The sequence below is a fragment of the Actinokineospora auranticolor genome, from assembly GCF_041897805.1.
In the GTDB taxonomy this organism is placed as follows: Bacteria; Actinomycetota; Actinomycetes; order Mycobacteriales; family Pseudonocardiaceae; genus Actinokineospora; species Actinokineospora auranticolor.
Genome location: NZ_CP154825.1, coordinates 1,317,279 through 1,333,047 on the forward strand (window position 1 = coordinate 1,317,279; position 15,769 = coordinate 1,333,047).

Annotated in this window: 14 protein-coding genes; 13 read left to right on the plus strand and 1 reads right to left on the minus strand. The window is 72.3% G+C overall.

From position 1 onward, the window contains the following. Window positions 1-85 precede the first annotated feature (85 nt). Window positions 86-802 (minus strand): FadR/GntR family transcriptional regulator, encoded by a 717-nt coding sequence (locus tag V5P93_RS06285; protein ID WP_104478741.1) that lies wholly within the window; start codon window positions 800-802, stop codon window positions 86-88. Window positions 803-1,196: 394 nt separating this feature from the next. Between V5P93_RS06285 and edd the strand changes: the two genes are divergently transcribed. The 13 genes from edd to V5P93_RS06350 all read left to right on the plus strand — a co-directional run bounded on the left by edd (window position 1,197) and on the right by V5P93_RS06350 (window position 15,696). Continuing rightward, window positions 1,197-3,074 (plus strand): phosphogluconate dehydratase, encoded by a 1,878-nt coding sequence (edd, locus tag V5P93_RS06290; RefSeq protein WP_181043399.1) that lies wholly within the window; start codon window positions 1,197-1,199, stop codon window positions 3,072-3,074. A gap of 20 nt (window positions 3,075-3,094) precedes the next feature. Beyond that, on the plus strand, window positions 3,095-3,706 hold the full coding sequence (gene eda / locus V5P93_RS06295) for a bifunctional 4-hydroxy-2-oxoglutarate aldolase/2-dehydro-3-deoxy-phosphogluconate aldolase (RefSeq protein ID WP_104478440.1): 612 nt from the start codon (window positions 3,095-3,097) through the stop codon (window positions 3,704-3,706). A gap of 244 nt (window positions 3,707-3,950) precedes the next feature. Next, the gene (locus tag V5P93_RS06300) at window positions 3,951-4,811 is read left to right on the plus strand and encodes an SIS domain-containing protein (protein WP_104478441.1); all 861 of its coding nucleotides are present in this window, start codon (window positions 3,951-3,953) and stop codon (window positions 4,809-4,811) included. Between the two features lies 1 nt (window position 4,812). Beyond that, window positions 4,813-5,676 carry a class II fructose-bisphosphate aldolase gene (locus tag V5P93_RS06305; RefSeq protein WP_104478442.1) on the plus strand — a complete coding sequence of 288 codons (864 nt, stop codon included), beginning with the start codon at window positions 4,813-4,815 and terminating at the stop codon, window positions 5,674-5,676. Then, entirely contained in the window at window positions 5,673-6,578 is a 906-nt protein-coding gene (locus V5P93_RS06310) for a 1-phosphofructokinase family hexose kinase (protein ID WP_104478443.1), read from the plus strand. The genes V5P93_RS06305 and V5P93_RS06310 overlap by 4 nt, the downstream gene beginning before the upstream one ends. Before the next feature lie 284 nt (window positions 6,579-6,862). After that, entirely contained in the window at window positions 6,863-7,207 is a 345-nt protein-coding gene (locus V5P93_RS06315) for a YidH family protein (protein ID WP_104478444.1), read from the plus strand. Next, complete coding sequence (locus V5P93_RS06320) at window positions 7,204-7,467, plus strand: DUF202 domain-containing protein (RefSeq protein WP_104478445.1); 264 nt, start codon at window positions 7,204-7,206, stop codon at window positions 7,465-7,467. The genes V5P93_RS06315 and V5P93_RS06320 overlap by 4 nt, the downstream gene beginning before the upstream one ends. Window positions 7,468-7,817: 350 nt before the next feature. Then, complete coding sequence (locus V5P93_RS06325) at window positions 7,818-8,312, plus strand: helix-turn-helix domain-containing protein (protein ID WP_104478446.1); 495 nt, start codon at window positions 7,818-7,820, stop codon at window positions 8,310-8,312. 357 nt (window positions 8,313-8,669) lie between these two features. Beyond that, window positions 8,670-9,023 carry a hypothetical protein gene (locus tag V5P93_RS06330; RefSeq protein WP_104478447.1) on the plus strand — a complete coding sequence of 118 codons (354 nt, stop codon included), beginning with the start codon at window positions 8,670-8,672 and terminating at the stop codon, window positions 9,021-9,023. 145 nt (window positions 9,024-9,168) lie between these two features. Next, a complete protein-coding gene (gene pstC, locus V5P93_RS06335) occupies window positions 9,169-10,152 on the plus strand; it encodes a phosphate ABC transporter permease subunit PstC (protein ID WP_104478448.1) in 984 nt (327 codons plus the stop codon). Beyond that, complete coding sequence (pstA, locus tag V5P93_RS06340) at window positions 10,152-11,495, plus strand: phosphate ABC transporter permease PstA (protein WP_104478449.1); 1,344 nt, start codon at window positions 10,152-10,154, stop codon at window positions 11,493-11,495. The genes pstC and pstA overlap by 1 nt, the downstream gene beginning before the upstream one ends. Beyond that, window positions 11,492-13,180: a phosphate ABC transporter substrate-binding protein PstS gene (locus V5P93_RS06345; RefSeq protein WP_104478450.1), complete on the plus strand. Its 1,689-nt coding sequence runs from the start codon at window positions 11,492-11,494 to the stop codon at window positions 13,178-13,180. Before pstA ends, V5P93_RS06345 begins: the two co-directional genes overlap by 4 nt. After that, window positions 13,177-15,696, plus strand: a complete 2,520-nt coding sequence (locus V5P93_RS06350; RefSeq protein WP_245931181.1) for a hypothetical protein — start codon at window positions 13,177-13,179, stop codon at window positions 15,694-15,696. Before V5P93_RS06345 ends, V5P93_RS06350 begins: the two co-directional genes overlap by 4 nt. The last annotated feature ends 73 nt before the right edge of the window (window positions 15,697-15,769 follow it).

Genomic DNA, 15,769 nt, shown 5'->3' on the forward strand with positions numbered 1-15,769 from the left:
ACTGATCGGACTGGCAGGCGAGACCACCTGAATACGGCTCGGGCCGTGGCGGATCGAGGGGTTCCGCCACGGCCCGAGCCGCGGGTCAGTTCCGGATGCTCTGCGCGTGCCGCGCCGCCGCGACGCGGGTGCGGATCGGGGCGTAGTGCGCGACCACCGCGTCCGCGAACGCGAGCGAATCCCCGGCGCGGGCGGCGTGCACGATCGCCTTGTGCAGCCGCACCGGGTCCTGGTCGCTCGGGGTCAGGCCCAGCCGCGGCGCCACCGCCGTGAAAACGTCCCAGAAGGCGTCGGTCAGCTGGCTCACGAGTTCGTTGCCCAGGGGATTCACCAACAGGGCGTGGAATCGGCGGTCGGCGACGACGCGGTCGGCGTCGACCGCCGTGCCCATGCTGCTCGCCAGGTCGTCGAGGGTGTCCAGGTGCGGTCCGTCCAACGCGGAGATGATCGCCGCGGCGTTGCCGCGCTCGAACAGCTCCCGCACGTCGACCAGTTCCGACAGGACGGCGAAGTCGTCGTTCGGGCTGAGCAGGCCGCGGAAGGTCAGGCCCTCGACCAACGCCGACAGGCTCAGCCCGCCGACGTACGTGCCGTGCCCGTGCCGCACCTCGACGATGTCCAGCGCGTCCAGGGTTTTGATCGCCTCGCGTACGCTCGACCGGGACGCCCCCAGCGCGGCACACAGTTCGTTCTCCGTGGGCAGGGGGCTGCCGGGGCGGAGCCGGTTGTCGAGGATGTAGCGCTTGATCCGCTCGCTCACCTCCTGCCGCAGCAGTGACCGTCCGACACGCTCGTTGGACACCACGGTTGGCAACCCCTCTCTCGCTGGCCACACCCTCTCACGGCGGTGGGGCCTTGGGGTGTCGGACAGCGGCGGCGGTGTGTTTTCTTCACCGGGCGCGCGGGAATCGGTCGCCCGGCAACCGAGCCGGATCGTTGGATTGTTTGACAATCGTTCCGCTGGTGGTGGGTGCGCTCTGAGCTGGGCATATGTACAGTGCGCAGCGACAGAGTTGTCTAGACCATAGACCGCCGCACTCCGAAGAGCGGGCGCTGAATCGATTTTGACAGCCCGCGCGGGGGATCGGTACGGTCGGTGGTGTCACGGCTGGGACCGCCGTCGGAGTCGGTTCCGACTCCCGTCAGTTCCCCCACTCGCCCGTTCCCCACTCGCAGACGAGGCCGGAGACCTTCCCATGAGCGTGTCCCTGAACCCGGTGGTCGCCGCGGTCACCGAGCGGATCACCGCGCGCAGCGCGCGGACCCGGTCCGCGTACCTGGCGCGGATGGCCGCCGCCGAGACCCCGCGACCGATGCGCGGCGGCCTCGGGTGCAGCAATCTGGCGCACGGCTTCGCCGCCTGCGCCGGGCCCGACCGCCTCGCCGTCAAGGCCGGGGTGGTGCCCGGGGTGGCGATCGTGTCCGCCTACAACGACATGCTCTCCGCCCACCAGCCGCTGCACGAGTACCCGGACTGGATCAAGGCCGCGGTGCGCGAGGCCGGTGGCGTCGCCCAGTTCGCGGGTGGCGTGCCCGCCATGTGCGACGGCATCACCCAGGGCCGCGCGGGCATGGAGCTGTCGCTGTTCAGCCGCGAGGTCATCGCCATGGCCACCGGCGTCGCGCTCTCGCACGACATGTTCGACGCGACGCTGCTGCTCGGCGTCTGCGACAAGATCGTGCCGGGCCTGCTCATCGGCGCACTCGCCTTCGGCCACCTACCGGCCATCCTGGTGCCCGCGGGCCCGATGGCCTCCGGCCTGCCCAACGGTGAGAAGGCCCGCGTGCGCCAGGCGTACGCGGAGGGCAAGGCCAACCGCGACGACCTGCTGGCCGCCGAGTCCGCGTCCTACCACTCGCCCGGCACCTGCACCTTCTACGGCACCGCGAACTCCAACCAGCTCGTCGTCGAGGTCATGGGCCTGCACCTGCCCGGCGCCAGCTTCGTCCCGCCCGGCACCCCGCTGCGCCGCGCGCTCACCGAGGCCGCGGGCCGCCGCGCCGTGGAGATCACCGCGCAGGGCGAGCAGTACACCCCGGTGTCGCAGGTGGTCGACGAGAAGGCCGTGGTCAACGGGGTCATCGCGCTGCTGGCCACCGGCGGCTCCACCAACCACACGCTGCACCTGGTCGCCATCGCCGCCGCCGCGGGCATCCAGCTGACCTGGGACGACTTCTCCGACCTGTCCGCGGTCATCCCGCTGCTGTGCCGGATCTACCCCAACGGCACCGCCGACATCAACCACTTCTCGGCCGCGGGCGGCGTGCAGTTCCTCATCGGCGAACTCCTCGACGCGGGTCTGCTGCACAACGACGTCACCACCGTCGCGGGTCCCGGCCTCGACCGCTACCGCCAGGAACCCGAGCTCGACGACGGCGTCCTCACCTGGCGCGACGGCCTGCGCACCTCCGCCGACCTCGAGGTGCTCCGGCCGGTCGCCGAGCCGTTCGCCGCCGACGGCGGCCTGCGCATGCTGGCGGGCAACCTGGGCCGCGCGGTGATCAAGGTGTCCGCGGTGGCAGAGGCCAACCGGGTCGTCGAGGCCCCCGCGCGGGTGTTCACCACCCAGGAAGCGGTCTCCGCCGCGTTCCAGGCGGGCGAGCTGGACCGCGACGTCGTGATCGTGCTGCGCCAGCAGGGGCCGCGCGCCAACGGCATGCCCGAGCTGCACGGCCTCACCCCGGCGATGAGCGCGATCATGAGCCGCGGCCACAAGATCGCCCTGGTCACCGACGGCCGGATGTCCGGCGCGTCCGGCAAGATCCCGGCCGCCATCCACTGCACCCCGGAGGCCGCGGCCGGTGGCCCGATCGCGCTCATCCGCGACGGCGACCTGGTCCGGCTGGACGCGGACGCGGGCCGGGTCGAGGTGCTCGTCGAGTCCGACGTGCTCGCCGCGCGCACCCCGGTCGACGCCCCCGCCGACGACCTGGCGTGGCACGGCACCGGCCGGGAGCTGTTCACCGCCCTGCGCCGCGCCGTCGGCCCCGCCGACCACGGCGCCAGCGTGTTCGGCCCGGCGTTCGACGCGTTCGACGACCGGGGCGCCGAGGAGCTCGAGTACTCGGCGTGAGCCGGGAGAGGAATCTTGCGATGAGCCTGTTGGACGTCTCGCCGGTCGTGCCGGTGGTGGTCATCGACGACGCCGAGAAGGCCGTGCCGCTGGCCGCGGCCCTGCTGCGCGGCGGGGTCGGGATCGTGGAGGTCACGCTGCGCACCCCGGCCGCGCTGGAAGCCATCCGGCGGATCGCCGCCGAGGTGCCGGACACCGTGGTCGGCGCGGGCACGGTCACCGCGTCCGAGCACGCCGCCGCCGCGCTGGCGGCGGGCGCGCGCTTCCTGGTCACCCCGGGCAGCACCGACCGGGTGCTCGACGCCGCCGCGGACACCGGGCTGCCGGTGCTGCCCGGGGCGGCCACGGTCACCGAGGCGATGCGGCTGGCCGAGCGCGGGTACACCGAGCTGAAGTTCTTCCCGGCCGCGGCGGCGGGCGGCGTCCCGTTCCTCAAGTCGATCGCGGGTCCGCTGCCGGACCTGCGGTTCTGCCCGACGGGCGGCATCTCCGCCAACACCGCGGCCGACTACCTCGCGCTGCCCAACGTGGGCTGCGTCGGCGGGAGCTGGCTGACCCCGGCCGCCGCCTTGGCCGCCGACGACTACGCCGAGCTGGAGCGACTGGCCGGGGAGGCCGCCGCGCTGCGCTGAGCGACCGCACGGGAGAAGAGCGGGTAGCCCCCTGGGGCTGCCCGCTCTTTCGCTGTTCACCAGAACTTCGCCCGACCCCGGTGGGCACCCCGGTCGGCCCGCGCCGGACAATGGTTTAGACCAGAGGCCGATTGGGGGAGGATGGTCGGGCATCTGCTGGGCGGATGCGCGGCACCTTGCCGGTGACTGCACACAACTGCATGATGAACGCGTCAAACGTGCATGAATGAGCAGAGGAGCGGTCATGTCCTTCGTCGAGAGCGAGATCGCGAGCCAGCCGGACTGCTGGGCCCGCGCCGTGGACCTCGACCTGCGCGTGACCCAGCCGGGGGAACGCGTCGCCGTGGTGGGCTGCGGCACCTCGTGGTTCATGGGCATGGCCTACGCCGCGCTGCGCGAGGCCGCCGGGCACGGCGCCACGGACGCGTTCCCCGCGTCGGAGGCGCTGCTCGGCCGCGACTACGACCACGTCGTCGCGATCACCCGCTCCGGCACGACCACCGAGGTCATCGACCTGCTGCGCGACACGAAGACGCCCAGCACCGTGCTCACCGCCGTGCCCGGGTCGCCCGCCACCGGGTTCGCCGACCGGACCATCGCGCTCGACTTCGCCGACGAGCGCTCCGTCGTGCAGACCCGCTTCGCCACCACCGCGCTCGCCGCGCTGCGGGTGTCCCTCGGGGAGCGGCTGGACGGCGCGATCGCCGACGTGCGCGCCGTCCTCGCCGACGAGAACCCACCGGAGGGCGGCCAGTTCACCTTCCTCGGTCGGGGGTGGACCGTGGGGCTGGCGCACGAGGCCGCGCTCAAGCTGCGCGAGGCCGCGGGCGCGTGGACCGAGTCCTACCCGGCCATGGAGTACCGGCACGGGCCGATCAGCGTCGCCGAGCCCGGTCGCGTGACCTGGGTGTTCGGCCCGACGCCTGCCGGGCTCGCCGCCGACGTGGCCGCGACCGGCGCGACCCTCGTCGAGAGCGGACACCGGGACCCCATGGCGCACCTGGCGTTAGCCCAGCGCGTGGCCGTCGCGGCCGCCCGCCGCGGCGGGCTCGACCCGGACCGGCCCCGCAACCTGACCCGCTCGGTCATCCTCCCGGGCGCCTGACGTGCCTCTGGTCCCCACCACCGACATCCTCACCGCGGCCGCCGCGCGCGGCCGCGGTGTCGGCGCGTTCAACGTCGTGCAGCTCGAGCACGCGCACGCCATCGTCGAGGGCGCCGAGCGCGCGGGCGCGGCCGTCGTGCTGCAGATCAGCGAGAACTGCGTGCGCTACCACGGTTCCCTGCGCCCGCTGGCGGTCGCGACCCTGGCGGTGGCCGCCGCGGCGGGCGTGCCGGTCGCGGTGCACCTCGACCACGTCGAGTCCGCGGACCTGGTCCGCGAGGGCGTCGACCTCGGCGTCGGCTCGGTCATGTTCGACGCGTCCCGGCTGCCGTACGCGGACAACGTCGCGGCCACCCGGGACGTGGTGCTGGCCTGCCACGCGGCGGGGGTGGGCGTCGAGGCGGAGCTGGGCGAGATCGGTGGCAAGGACGGCGCGCACGCGCCCTGGGTGCGCACCGACCCGGCCGAGGCGGCCGAGTTCGCCGCCGCGACCGGGGTGGACGCGCTCGCGGTCGCCGTCGGCTCGTCGCACGCCATGCTCAGCCGCGACGCGGAGCTGGACCTGGACCTGGTGCGCGCGCTGCGCGCGGCCGTCGTCGTCCCGCTCGTGCTGCACGGCTCCTCCGGCGTGCCCGACGCGGACCTGACCGCGGCCGTGCGCGCGGGAATGACCAAGGTGAACGTCGCCACCCGGCTGAACGCGGTGTTCACCGCCCGGGTGCGCGCCGCGCTCGCCACCGAAGAGTCCCTGGTGGACACCAGGAAGTACCTCGGCCCGGCCCGCACCGCGGTCGCCGCAGAGGTCGCCACGCTGCTGGGTGTGCTGCACGCGCTCCCGGCCGAGATGATCGGGACACCGGCATGATCCTCACCGTCACCGCCAACCCCGCGCTGGACGTCAGCTACCGCGTCGACGAGCTGCGCCCCGGCCAGACCCACCGCATCCGCGCCGTGCACGAACGGGCGGGCGGCAAGGGCTTCAACGTCAGCCGGGTCCTGTACGACCAGGGCGTGCCGACCCTGGCGCTGGGCCCGGTCGGCGGCATCCTCGGCGACTCGCTGCGCGCGGACCTGGTGGACTCGGGCGTCCCGCACGACCTGCTGCCCGTGGCGGCGGCCACCCGCATGACGATCGCCGTCGTGGCGACCGAGGCCACCATGTTCAACGAGCCCGGCGGCCCCCTCTCCACCGCCGACTGGCTGCGGCTGGCAGGCCTGGTCGGCGAGTACCTGCCGACGACGGATGTGCTGGTGTGCTCGGGAAGCCTGCCGCTGGACGCCCCGGACGAGACCTACGCGGACCTGGTCGGGCTGGCCCGCGAGGCGGGGGTCCCGACGGTCGTCGACGCGGGCGGCCCCGTCCTGCGGGCGGCGGCCGAAGCGGGCGCGGCCGTCCTCAAGCCCAACGCGGAGGAACTGGCGGCCGCCGTCGGCTTCGACGACCCCCTCCGCGGCGCGCGACTGCTGAAGGAAGCGGGCGCGGGCGCGGTCCTGGTCTCCCTCGGCGCCGACGGCACCCTCCTGGTCACGGACGAAGGCGAGTGGCGCGCGGCCCCGCCGTACCCGATCGCGGGCAACCCCACCGGCGCGGGCGACGCCGCCGTCGCCGCCCTCGCCGACGGCCTCCGCCGCGGCCTCCCCTGGCCCGACCGCCTGGCGCTGGCCGTGACCTGGTCCGCCGCCGCCGTGGCCGCCCCCCTGGCCGGGATGATGGACGCCGACACCCTGGCGGAGATCGAGGGCAAGGTCGCCGTAGTCCCCCTCTGACCCACACCCCACCGCGAGTTGTCCACAGGCATGATCGCTACCACCCGGTACCGTCGGTGCGCGCCGGTAGAATTAATTCCGGGGGCCGGGGGCATCTCCACCGACCATTCCGCATTTCCAGCCCATTTCGTCCTCATGGCGCAGCGCCGATCAGCCACCGTCCTGCGATCATGTCCCGAGGTGGCACGCGGGCGGCAATCGCGCGAACACGCGGAGTACCGCGCCAACCGCGAAGCCGCAGTTGCCTACGATGAAGGCCGGGACGAAGGCCGGGAGGTGGCGCCGTGGCGGAACCGGAAGGCGAGGAGCCGGATTACCGGTTCACCCTCGCCAATGAACGCACTTTCCTCGCCTGGGTGCGCACCGCCCTGGCATTGGTCGCCGGTGGTGTCGCCGTCTGGCAATACCTGCCCGATCTCGGCGTCCCCGCGCTCCGCGGCGGGATCGGTATCGCGCTGGTCGTCCTCGGCACCGTCCTCGCCGGACTGAGCCACCACCGCTGGCGGGCCACCCAACGCGCCATCCGCAGGTCGGAGCCGCTGCCCACCGGGATCGGCGTGCCGCTGCTCGCCGCCGGGGTCACCGCCGTCGCGCTGGGGGTGCTGGTGCTGGTGGTCGTCGGCCGGTGAGCGGACTCCAAGCCGAGCGCACCCGCCTCGCCTGGTCGCGGACCGGGTTGTCGGCGGCGGCGGTCGGCGCGCTGCTGCTGCACGGCGCCGAGGCCCCGGTCGACGTGGTGTGCGGACTGGTCGTGCTGCTGTGCGCGGTCGGAATGGTCCTCTGTGGAGAGGTCCGGTTCCGGGCGGGACCGTCCACCCTGCCCGCCTGGGTCGGCCTGTTCGCGATCACCCCGGGCGCGGCCGCCGTCGCGGCGCTGCTGGTCCGGTAGAGACCCGGGGCCGGCGCGGCACCACCGGCCCCGGGCACGCACTCGTCTCGGTCCCGCCCCGTCGAAGGAGGGTGCCGACGGGCCTCGATGCGGGGTCCGTGAGCCTGGTGCCCAGGCAGTATCGGGGCGCACCACCCCGGTGGTCCAGTCCCTACCGATCGGTAATCGAACGCACCGCCCGGAATCTACCCAGCGTGTCCGTCACCCGGTACGGCCTCACTCGATGGTGGAACAGTCCGCACGTGCCGGGTGCGCCGAAAGCAAATGTGCGTAACGTGACACCAGGCGGGGAAATCGCAGGTCAACGCGCTGTCACGGACAGAGCCTCCAGACTGGGACGGGGGAGCGACATGGACGGTGTGGCTTACCAGCGCGCTCTCGGGCGCGAATTGCAGCAACTGCGCATGCGGCGCCGGTGGACCCGCGCGCAGCTCGTGCAGCGGCTGCCCAACGAGCTGTCCGCGCAGGCGCTGGCGTCCTACGAGACCGGCACGCGGTCGTGCACCGTGGTCCGGTTCGTGCAGCTGTGCACCGCGCTGGAGGCGTCCCCGCACGACCTGCTGGAGCGCGTGCACGACCAGGTCAGCCACGAGGAGTACCCGGCCTCGCTCAAGGTCGACCTCGTCGAGCTGGCCGACGACGAGCGCCCCGAGCTGGCCCCGGCCCGCCGCTGGGCGGCCACCGAGGTGGCCCGGCACGCCCCCGGCACCCGCGACCTGGACCTGGCCGCCCTCGAGTCGCTCGCCGCTCTGTGTGGACTGTCCACCGTCGAGCTGGTCCGCATGCTGCGCTCCGGCCCGAACGCCGACGAGCCGACCGCCGATGAGCCGGAAAACCACGGCTGATCCATTTCCCGAGCGCAATTCCGCCGGTTGGCCGAATTGTCACACCTGCCACACCGGTCCCGAATAGCACGAAAACGGACCTGGACGGCGTACGGGGCAGTGGTGACTGATCCGCCACGCTGAGTTCGCTGTGGACAGTCCGCTATTCGGTCGAGGTGGTAATTTTCCGGCGCCATTGTGTCCTCCAGCGACCGGCGCCTCACCCGTTGTTTCGGAATCGAGTCAAGCGCGGTCGCGTCGTTCCCTGTGAGGACGATGGCAACCTCGCGGACCCTCCGGATTTTTCTCCCGTCCACTCGTGAACCAGACGATTCGACCACGTCGGGGTTGGTACCACTTGGGGATGGGAGAAACCCGATGGCTGTCGCCCGCTTTCAGATCTACAGATCCGCCGACGCGGGAGTGACGTGGCGATTCCTGTCTGCGAACAACCGCAGCCTGGGACAGGCCGCCAGGTTGTTCGTCGACGCCGAGGCCTGCGCCCGCGCGCTGGTCGAACTCCGCGCCCGCGTCGCGGACGCCTCCGCCACCACCGCTCGGGAGACCACCTCCCAGCTCTGGTCGTGGCGGGTCCGGCTGGAGGGCGCCGACCTGGCCGTGTCCAGCCGCCGCTACCACCGCCGCGTCCAGGCCCAGTACGCCTGCCGCTCCTTCCTCGGTCTCGTGGCCGACGCCGCGCTCGCCGACCTGCCGAGGGCGGTGCGCTTCTGATGGCCCGCCGCACCGTCCACTCCGCACACGCCGACCGCGAACCCGGTTCGCGTTCGTCCGTTGTTCACGGTCGCATCGGAACCCGGCAAGCTGCGCGGGTTTGGCTCACCGGGTTCACCGAACACCAGACCCGGAGCGGCCGAAGATGACCACACTCGAAGCGCGCAGGCGCCCGACCCTGTCCGGCGGGATCGACGGGGTCTTCCGCATCGCCTTGCGCACGGCGGGTTTCCTCGTCCTCGGTCTCATGGTGACGGTGGGCGGGTTCCTGCTCTTCCGCGGCCTCACCGCGTTCGCCGCGGCGGGACCGGCCTTCCTCACCACCCAGACCTGGGAGCCCGACTCCCGCAACTTCGGCATCGCCGCGGTGCTGGTCGGCACGCTGCTCATCGCCTCGGTCGCGCTGGTGGTGGCCTTCCCGATCGCGCTGGGCATGGCGCTCTACATCTCCGAGTACGCCCCCCGCTGGTTCAAGCGGTTCCTCACCTCCGCGATCGACCTGATGGCCGCGGTGCCCAGCGTCGTCTACGGGCTCTTCGGCGCCACGATGCTGCAGTGGAACGGGCTCGACGTCCCGCGCTGGCTGTCCATCCAGTTCGGCTGGATCCCGTTCCTCGACGTGCCGGAGGCCGACCCGGACAACCCGCTGTCGCCGCTGAACGTCTACACCGCCTCCTCCTTCTGGGCGGGCCTGGTGGTCGGCTTCATGATCATGCCGTTCATCTGCTCGGTGATGCGCGAGTCGTTCACCCAGGCACCGCCCGGCGAGCGCGAGGGCGCCTACGCGCTCGGGTCCACCCGCTGGGGCATGATCCGCAGCGTGGTGCTGCCCTTCGGGCGCAGCGGCATGATCGGCGGCACCATGCTCGGCCTCGGCCGCGCGCTCGGCGAGACCATCGCCGTCGCGATGATCATCTCGCCGATCTTCGTGATCCAGCCGCACATCCTCGGCGCGGGCGCCAACTCGGTCTCCGCGCTCATCGCCCAGCAGTGGGGCGCGGCCAGCCCCTTCGGGCTCAGCGCGCTGATGGCCGCGGGCCTGGCGCTGTTCACCCTGACGCTGATCGTCAACTTCGCCGCCTCCGCGGTGATCGCGCGCAGCCGCTCCGGTCAAGGGAGCGATGCCTGATGTCCACGATGGAGCAGGGTGCGGTGGGACAGGAAGTCACGCAGCCGGTAGCGGCGCTGCCGGGGAGCACGCAGCCGGTGGCCGTCCGGCAGGAAACCGTCGCGACGGTCACCGTGCCGGTGCCGCACCAGACCGAGCAGCAACGGCCCAGGGGCCCGGAGGCGCGCCGCGACACGCGGTCGTTGCGGCCCGCCGACGTCGTCACCGTCATCGGCGCGCTGTGCGCGGCGGCGGCGATGACCGGGCTGCTGTTCGACCAGATCGCCCCGTTCTCCGGCGTGGTCGGCTTCGTCGCCATCGCCTTCCCCTTGTTCCTGGCCGTCTACGCGCTGCTGGTGTCGCTGGAGAACGACGCGCTCGCCATCCGCGACAAGCTGGTCTCCGCGCTGCTGCACGGCATCATGGTGATGACCATCGGCGCGCTCTTCTGGATCATCCTGTACCCGGTCCTCAAGGGCTGGGGCGTGATCTGGAACGGCAACTTCTACACCGAGGACATGTCCAACGCGGGCACCCTGGACCCGTTGGAGCTCGGCGGGATCCTGCACGCGATGGTCGGCACGCTCGAGCAGATCACCATCGCGCTGGTCATCACCGTGCCGCTTGGCCTGACCACCGCGGTGTTCCTCAACGAGACCCGCGGCGTGTTCACCCGGGTGGTGCGGACCGTGGTCGAGGCGATGACCGCGCTGCCCTCGATCATCGCGGGCCTGTTCGTCTACGCCTCGCTGATCCTGCTGCTCGGCTTCACCCGGTCCGGCTTCGCCGCGGCCTGCGCGATCAGCATCATGATGCTGCCCATCATGATCCGGGCCGCGGACGTGGTGATCCGCCTGGTGCCCAGCTCGCTGCGCGAGGCGTCGCTGGCCATGGGCGCCGGGCAGCTGCGCACCGCGTGGCACGTGGTGCTGCCGACCGCCCGCTCCGGCCTGACCACCAGCGTGCTGCTGGCCACCGCGCGCGGTGTGGGGGAGACCTCGCCGGTGCTCATCGCCGCCGGGTTCACCCCGTACCTGAACTTCGACCCGTTCAACGACGCGCAGGTCTCGCTGCCCCTGGCCACCTACCAGATGGTGTCCTCGTCCGAGGACACCATGAAGACCCGCGCCTTCGGCGCCGCCGTCGTGCTGCTGGTGCTGGTGCTGGTGCTGTTCGTGCTCGCCCGGCTGCTCGGCGGCCGCGAGGCGGGCAACCTCTCCGCCGGTCAGCTGCGCCGCCGCAAGCGCGCGTCGGCGCACGACCGCGAACGCTTCATCGAGGCGGCCACCCGCCGCGCCGCCCGCCCGCAGCCCACGCCGCCGCCGTGGTCGCCGCCCCAGCAGCCCCAAGGAGAGTCAGCATGACCCGCCAGGTACGCGTCAGGAGCCGGGTGCTCGCCCTGCTCTCGGCGCTCACCGTGCTCGTCACCGTGACGGTCGGGTTCGCCCCGGCCGCCGCGGCCCAGGGCTACGTCGCCATCAGCGGTGCCGGGTCGACGTGGAGCTTCAACGCCATCGACCAGTGGCGCAAGAACGTGCAGCAGTTCGGCATGCGGGTCAACTTCTCCGGCACCGGCTCCACCGACGGCCGCAACCAGTTCAAGGCGGGCCAGATCGACTTCGCCGTCTCGGAGATCCCCTACGGGCTCACCGACGGCGGCGTGAAGGACTACCCGCCCGCCGACGGCAACTTCGCCTACATGCCGATCGTGGCCGGTGGCACGTCGCTGATGTACAACCTCAAGATCGGCGGCAAGCGGGTGACGAACCTGCGGCTCTCCGGCGAGGTGGTCACCAAGATCTTCACCCGCCGGATCACCATGTGGAACGACCCGGCGATCCACGCCGACAACCCGTCGCTGACGCTGCCCGCCCGGCAGATCATCCCGGTGGTGCGCTCGGACGGCTCCGGCTCGACCGCGCAGTTCACCGCGTGGATGGCCGCCCAGCACGGCGCCATCTGGGACGACTTCTGCCGCGAGGCCAAGCGAGCCACCCCGTGCGGGTTCACCTCGAACTACCCGTCGCTCAAGGGGATCATCGCCCAGGACAAGTCGATCGGCGTCGCGAACTACGTCCGGCAGAACCAGAGCGAGGGCGCGATCACCTACGTCGAGTACTCCTACGCGAAGAACGCGGGCTTCCCGGTGGCGAAGCTGCTCAACGCGAAGGGCTACTACGTCGGGCCGACCGCGCAGGCGGTGGCGGTGGCGCTGCTGCGGGCCCGGATCAACGACGACCTGACCCAGGACCTCACCCAGGTCTACACCGACCAGGACGCCCGCACGTACCCGATGTCCAGCTACAGCTACATGATCATGCCGACGGCGGTGAACCAGAAGTTCAACGACCAGAAGGGCCGCACGCTCTCGGACTTCGCCTACTACTTCCTGTGCGAGGGCCAGCAGTCCGCGGACCGGCTCGGCTTCTCCCCGCTGCCGATCAACCTGGTGCAGGCCGGGCTCCGGCAGGTCGCCCGGATCCCCGGGTCGACCAGGCAGACGCCGGACCTGTCCCGCTGCAACAACCCGACCTTCTCCACCGACGGCACCAACACCCTCGCCAAGACCGCGCCGCAGCCCCCGGAGTGCGACCGCAAGGGCGCGACAGCGCAGTGCGACGACGCGGGCAAGCCCGCGACCAACACCGGCGGGAGCGGCGGCAGCAGTGGGGGCGGCTCCAAGACCGGCGGCTCCGGTGGGACCGGTGGGTCCTCGGGCGGTGGCACCTCCACCGGCGGCACCGGTGCGGGTGGTGACGGCGCCGCGGGCGGTGGCGGCGCGGCGGGCGGCACCGGTGACGGCGCGGCAGGCGGTGATGGCGCGGCCGGTGGCGGCGACGGCGCGGGCGGAGGTGACGGCGCCGAGGGCGGCGACGGTGGCGACGGCGGTTCGTCGGGCAACACCGCGACGGCCCAGCCGGTGTCGGTCGACCTGCCCCAGCGGGACGGCACGCTGCTGGTCATCGCGGCGGCCGTGCTGATGGTCGCCCTGGTCGCCGGACCACCGCTGGTGGCGCGGCTGATGCGCCGGACCGGGGGCCGGTCGTGAACCGCCGACCCCGCGGCACCGAGCGGCTGGGCCGCCTGGTGCTCGCCGTGCTGATGATCGTCGCCGGGGTGGCCGTCGCGCTGCCCGCCAGCTCGGTCGCGGAGGGGCCCGCCTCGACCCCCTCCGCCGTCACCGTGCGCGGCACGGGCAAGTTCGCCTCGCTGGCGTTCACCGCGTCCCAGACCCGGGACCTGATCAACCAGACGGTCCACCTGTCGTGGACCGGCGCCGCGCCGACCGACGCCAACCGCGGCTACAACTACCTGCAGATCATGCAGTGCTGGGGCGACGACCCGACCGGCCCGCGGCGCGAGCAGTGCCAGTACGGCGTGCCGCAGGGCTCCTACGACTCGTCGGCCATGTTCTCCCGCGGGCTGATCTACAGCGACCTGCTCAAGGACCCGCTGGAGACCCAGCCGCAGCAGACCGAGAAGCCCGGCATGGGCACCTACGTGCCGTTCACCCCGGCCAGCCCCACCGACCCGGCCACCAAGCCGTGGGAACCGGGCTACGGCCTGTACTTCGACGCCTCCTCCACCAACGAGGTGCAGCAGGCGGTCACCCGCGAGGACGGCACCGGCGAGATCGACTTCGAGGTGCAGACCATGCTGGAGGCCTCCGGCCTGGAGTGCGGCCGGGTCCGCACCACCGGGGCCGACACCGGCAAGCCGCGGCACTGCTGGCTCGTCGTCGTGCCGCGCGGGGACACCGAGGTCAACGGCGCCAAGGTCGGCACGCCCGGTGCGGGCGGCCACTACCACAACTACCTCGACACCTCCCCGCTCAGCGCGACCAACTGGGCCAACCGCATGGTGGTCCGGCTGGACTTCCTGCCGGTCGGCGAGTCGTGCGCGATCGGCCGGGCCGAGCGCCCGCTCAACGGCCACGAGTTCATCGCCGACGCCGTGCAGCGCTGGCAGCCCGCCCTGTGCGCGGGCAACGGGCCGGTGTTCGGGTTCGTGCAGATGGGCGACCGGGCGGCGCGCGCGCAGCTGGCCTCCGGCGAGCCCGGCATGGTGTTCCTGTCCAAACCGGCCACCGAGCAGCCCGCGACCGAACCCGCGGTCTACGCGCCGGTGGGGATCTCGGCCTACACCATCGCCTTCGTGATGGAGAAGCAGCCGTCGATCGCGGCCCCGCCCGACGACTACAAGAACAGCGGGCAGCTCATCCGCGAGCTCAACCTCACCCCCCGGCTGGTCGCCAAGCTGCTCACCCAGTCCTATTCGGACGCGGTGCCCGGTGCCCAGGAGTACCTTGCGGGCAACCCGGTCCGGCTGGTGCGGGACAAGGAGTTCCTCCAGCTCAACCCCGAGTTCGACGTCAACGGGTTCAGCATGCTGACCATCGACGCGCTGGCCTCGTCGGTCGACTCCGACGCCACCGCGGACCTGTGGGCGTGGATCGGCGCCGATCCCGAGGCCCGCGACTTCCTCAACGGCAAGCCGGACCCGTGGGGTATGAAGGTAAACAAGAACTACCTCAACCTCGAACTGCCGCTGGAGAACTTCCCCAAGGCCGACACGACCTGCATCGACGTCAAGTTCGGTGACCTGGTCGCGCCGATCTGCGCCACCACCCGGCACCCGCTGGTCGCCGACATGCACGAGGCGGGCCGCTCGGCCAACCGCGGCGACAGCATGGGCCGCGAGCCCAACGGCCAGCGCGACCCGCTCGACCTCACCCGCCCCGCGTTCGGCCGGATCGGCAGGCAGCCGATCGGTCGGCGCGCGATGCTGGCCGTGGTCGACAAGGCGACCGCGGACCGCTACGGCCTGTTCACCGCGAAGCTGCGCAACGCCTCGGGCAAGTTCGTCGCGCCGAGCGCGGAGAACATCCTGGCCGGTGTCGCCGAGATGACGCCGACCAAGACCGACGGCGTCAAGGGCGTCAACGTCACCCCCAAGGCCGCCAACGCCTACCCGCTGCCCATGGTCACCTACGCGGTCACCGCGCCCGCCGCTATCACCGCCGACGCGGGCAAGGACTACGCGACGCTGCTGCGCTTCGTCACCGGTAAGGGGCAGACCCCCGGTGAGGGCACCGGGCAGCTGCCCTCCGGTTACGTCCCGCTGCCGCAGGCTATGCGCGAGCAGGCGCTGGCCACCGCGACCACCGTCGAGAAGACCGCGGGCAAGAAGATCACCGTCCCCACCGAGGGCGTCGACCCGGACCCGGCCCCCGACGCGGGCGATGGTGGCGGCACGGACTCCGGTGCCGGTGGTGGTGACGGTGGCGACTCGGGCACCGGCGGCGGCGGTACCGGGACCGGCGGACAGGGGGGCGGCGACACCGCCCCCGCGGCGGGCCAGACCCCGCAGACCGCGGCGCCCCCCGCGGCCGAGAAGCCCACCGACGACACCAGCAAGCCCGTCGCGGACACCAGGACCACCCCGGCCAGCCCGGTCGGCTGGTTCCTCAAGTACCTGCTGGTGCTGCTGCTGGTCGCGGGTGGACTGGCCGCGGGCGGCGGGCCGGTGCTGAGCATTCTCGGCAGCAGGCGGCGCAAACCGTGAGCGGGCCGGACCTGAGTCCACAAGGGACTGTCCATTGCAAACTTCTTGTTGGCCGCCCGGACACCAGTACGAG

Excerpts from the sequence above, each read along its gene's own strand:
- edd (WP_181043399.1), top strand. The coding sequence starts at position 1,197 with ATGAGCGTGTCCCTGAACCCGGTGGTCGCCGCGGTCACCGAGCGGATC.
- eda (WP_104478440.1), top strand. The coding sequence starts at position 3,095 with ATGAGCCTGTTGGACGTCTCGCCGGTCGTGCCGGTGGTGGTCATCGAC.
- V5P93_RS06300 (WP_104478441.1), top strand. The coding sequence starts at position 3,951 with ATGTCCTTCGTCGAGAGCGAGATCGCGAGCCAGCCGGACTGCTGGGCC.
- V5P93_RS06310 (WP_104478443.1), top strand. The coding sequence starts at position 5,673 with ATGATCCTCACCGTCACCGCCAACCCCGCGCTGGACGTCAGCTACCGC.
- V5P93_RS06325 (WP_104478446.1), top strand. The coding sequence starts at position 7,818 with ATGGACGGTGTGGCTTACCAGCGCGCTCTCGGGCGCGAATTGCAGCAA.
- V5P93_RS06330 (WP_104478447.1), top strand. The coding sequence starts at position 8,670 with ATGGCTGTCGCCCGCTTTCAGATCTACAGATCCGCCGACGCGGGAGTG.
- pstC (WP_104478448.1), top strand. The coding sequence starts at position 9,169 with ATGACCACACTCGAAGCGCGCAGGCGCCCGACCCTGTCCGGCGGGATC.
- pstA (WP_104478449.1), top strand. The coding sequence starts at position 10,152 with ATGTCCACGATGGAGCAGGGTGCGGTGGGACAGGAAGTCACGCAGCCG.
- V5P93_RS06345 (WP_104478450.1), top strand. The coding sequence starts at position 11,492 with ATGACCCGCCAGGTACGCGTCAGGAGCCGGGTGCTCGCCCTGCTCTCG.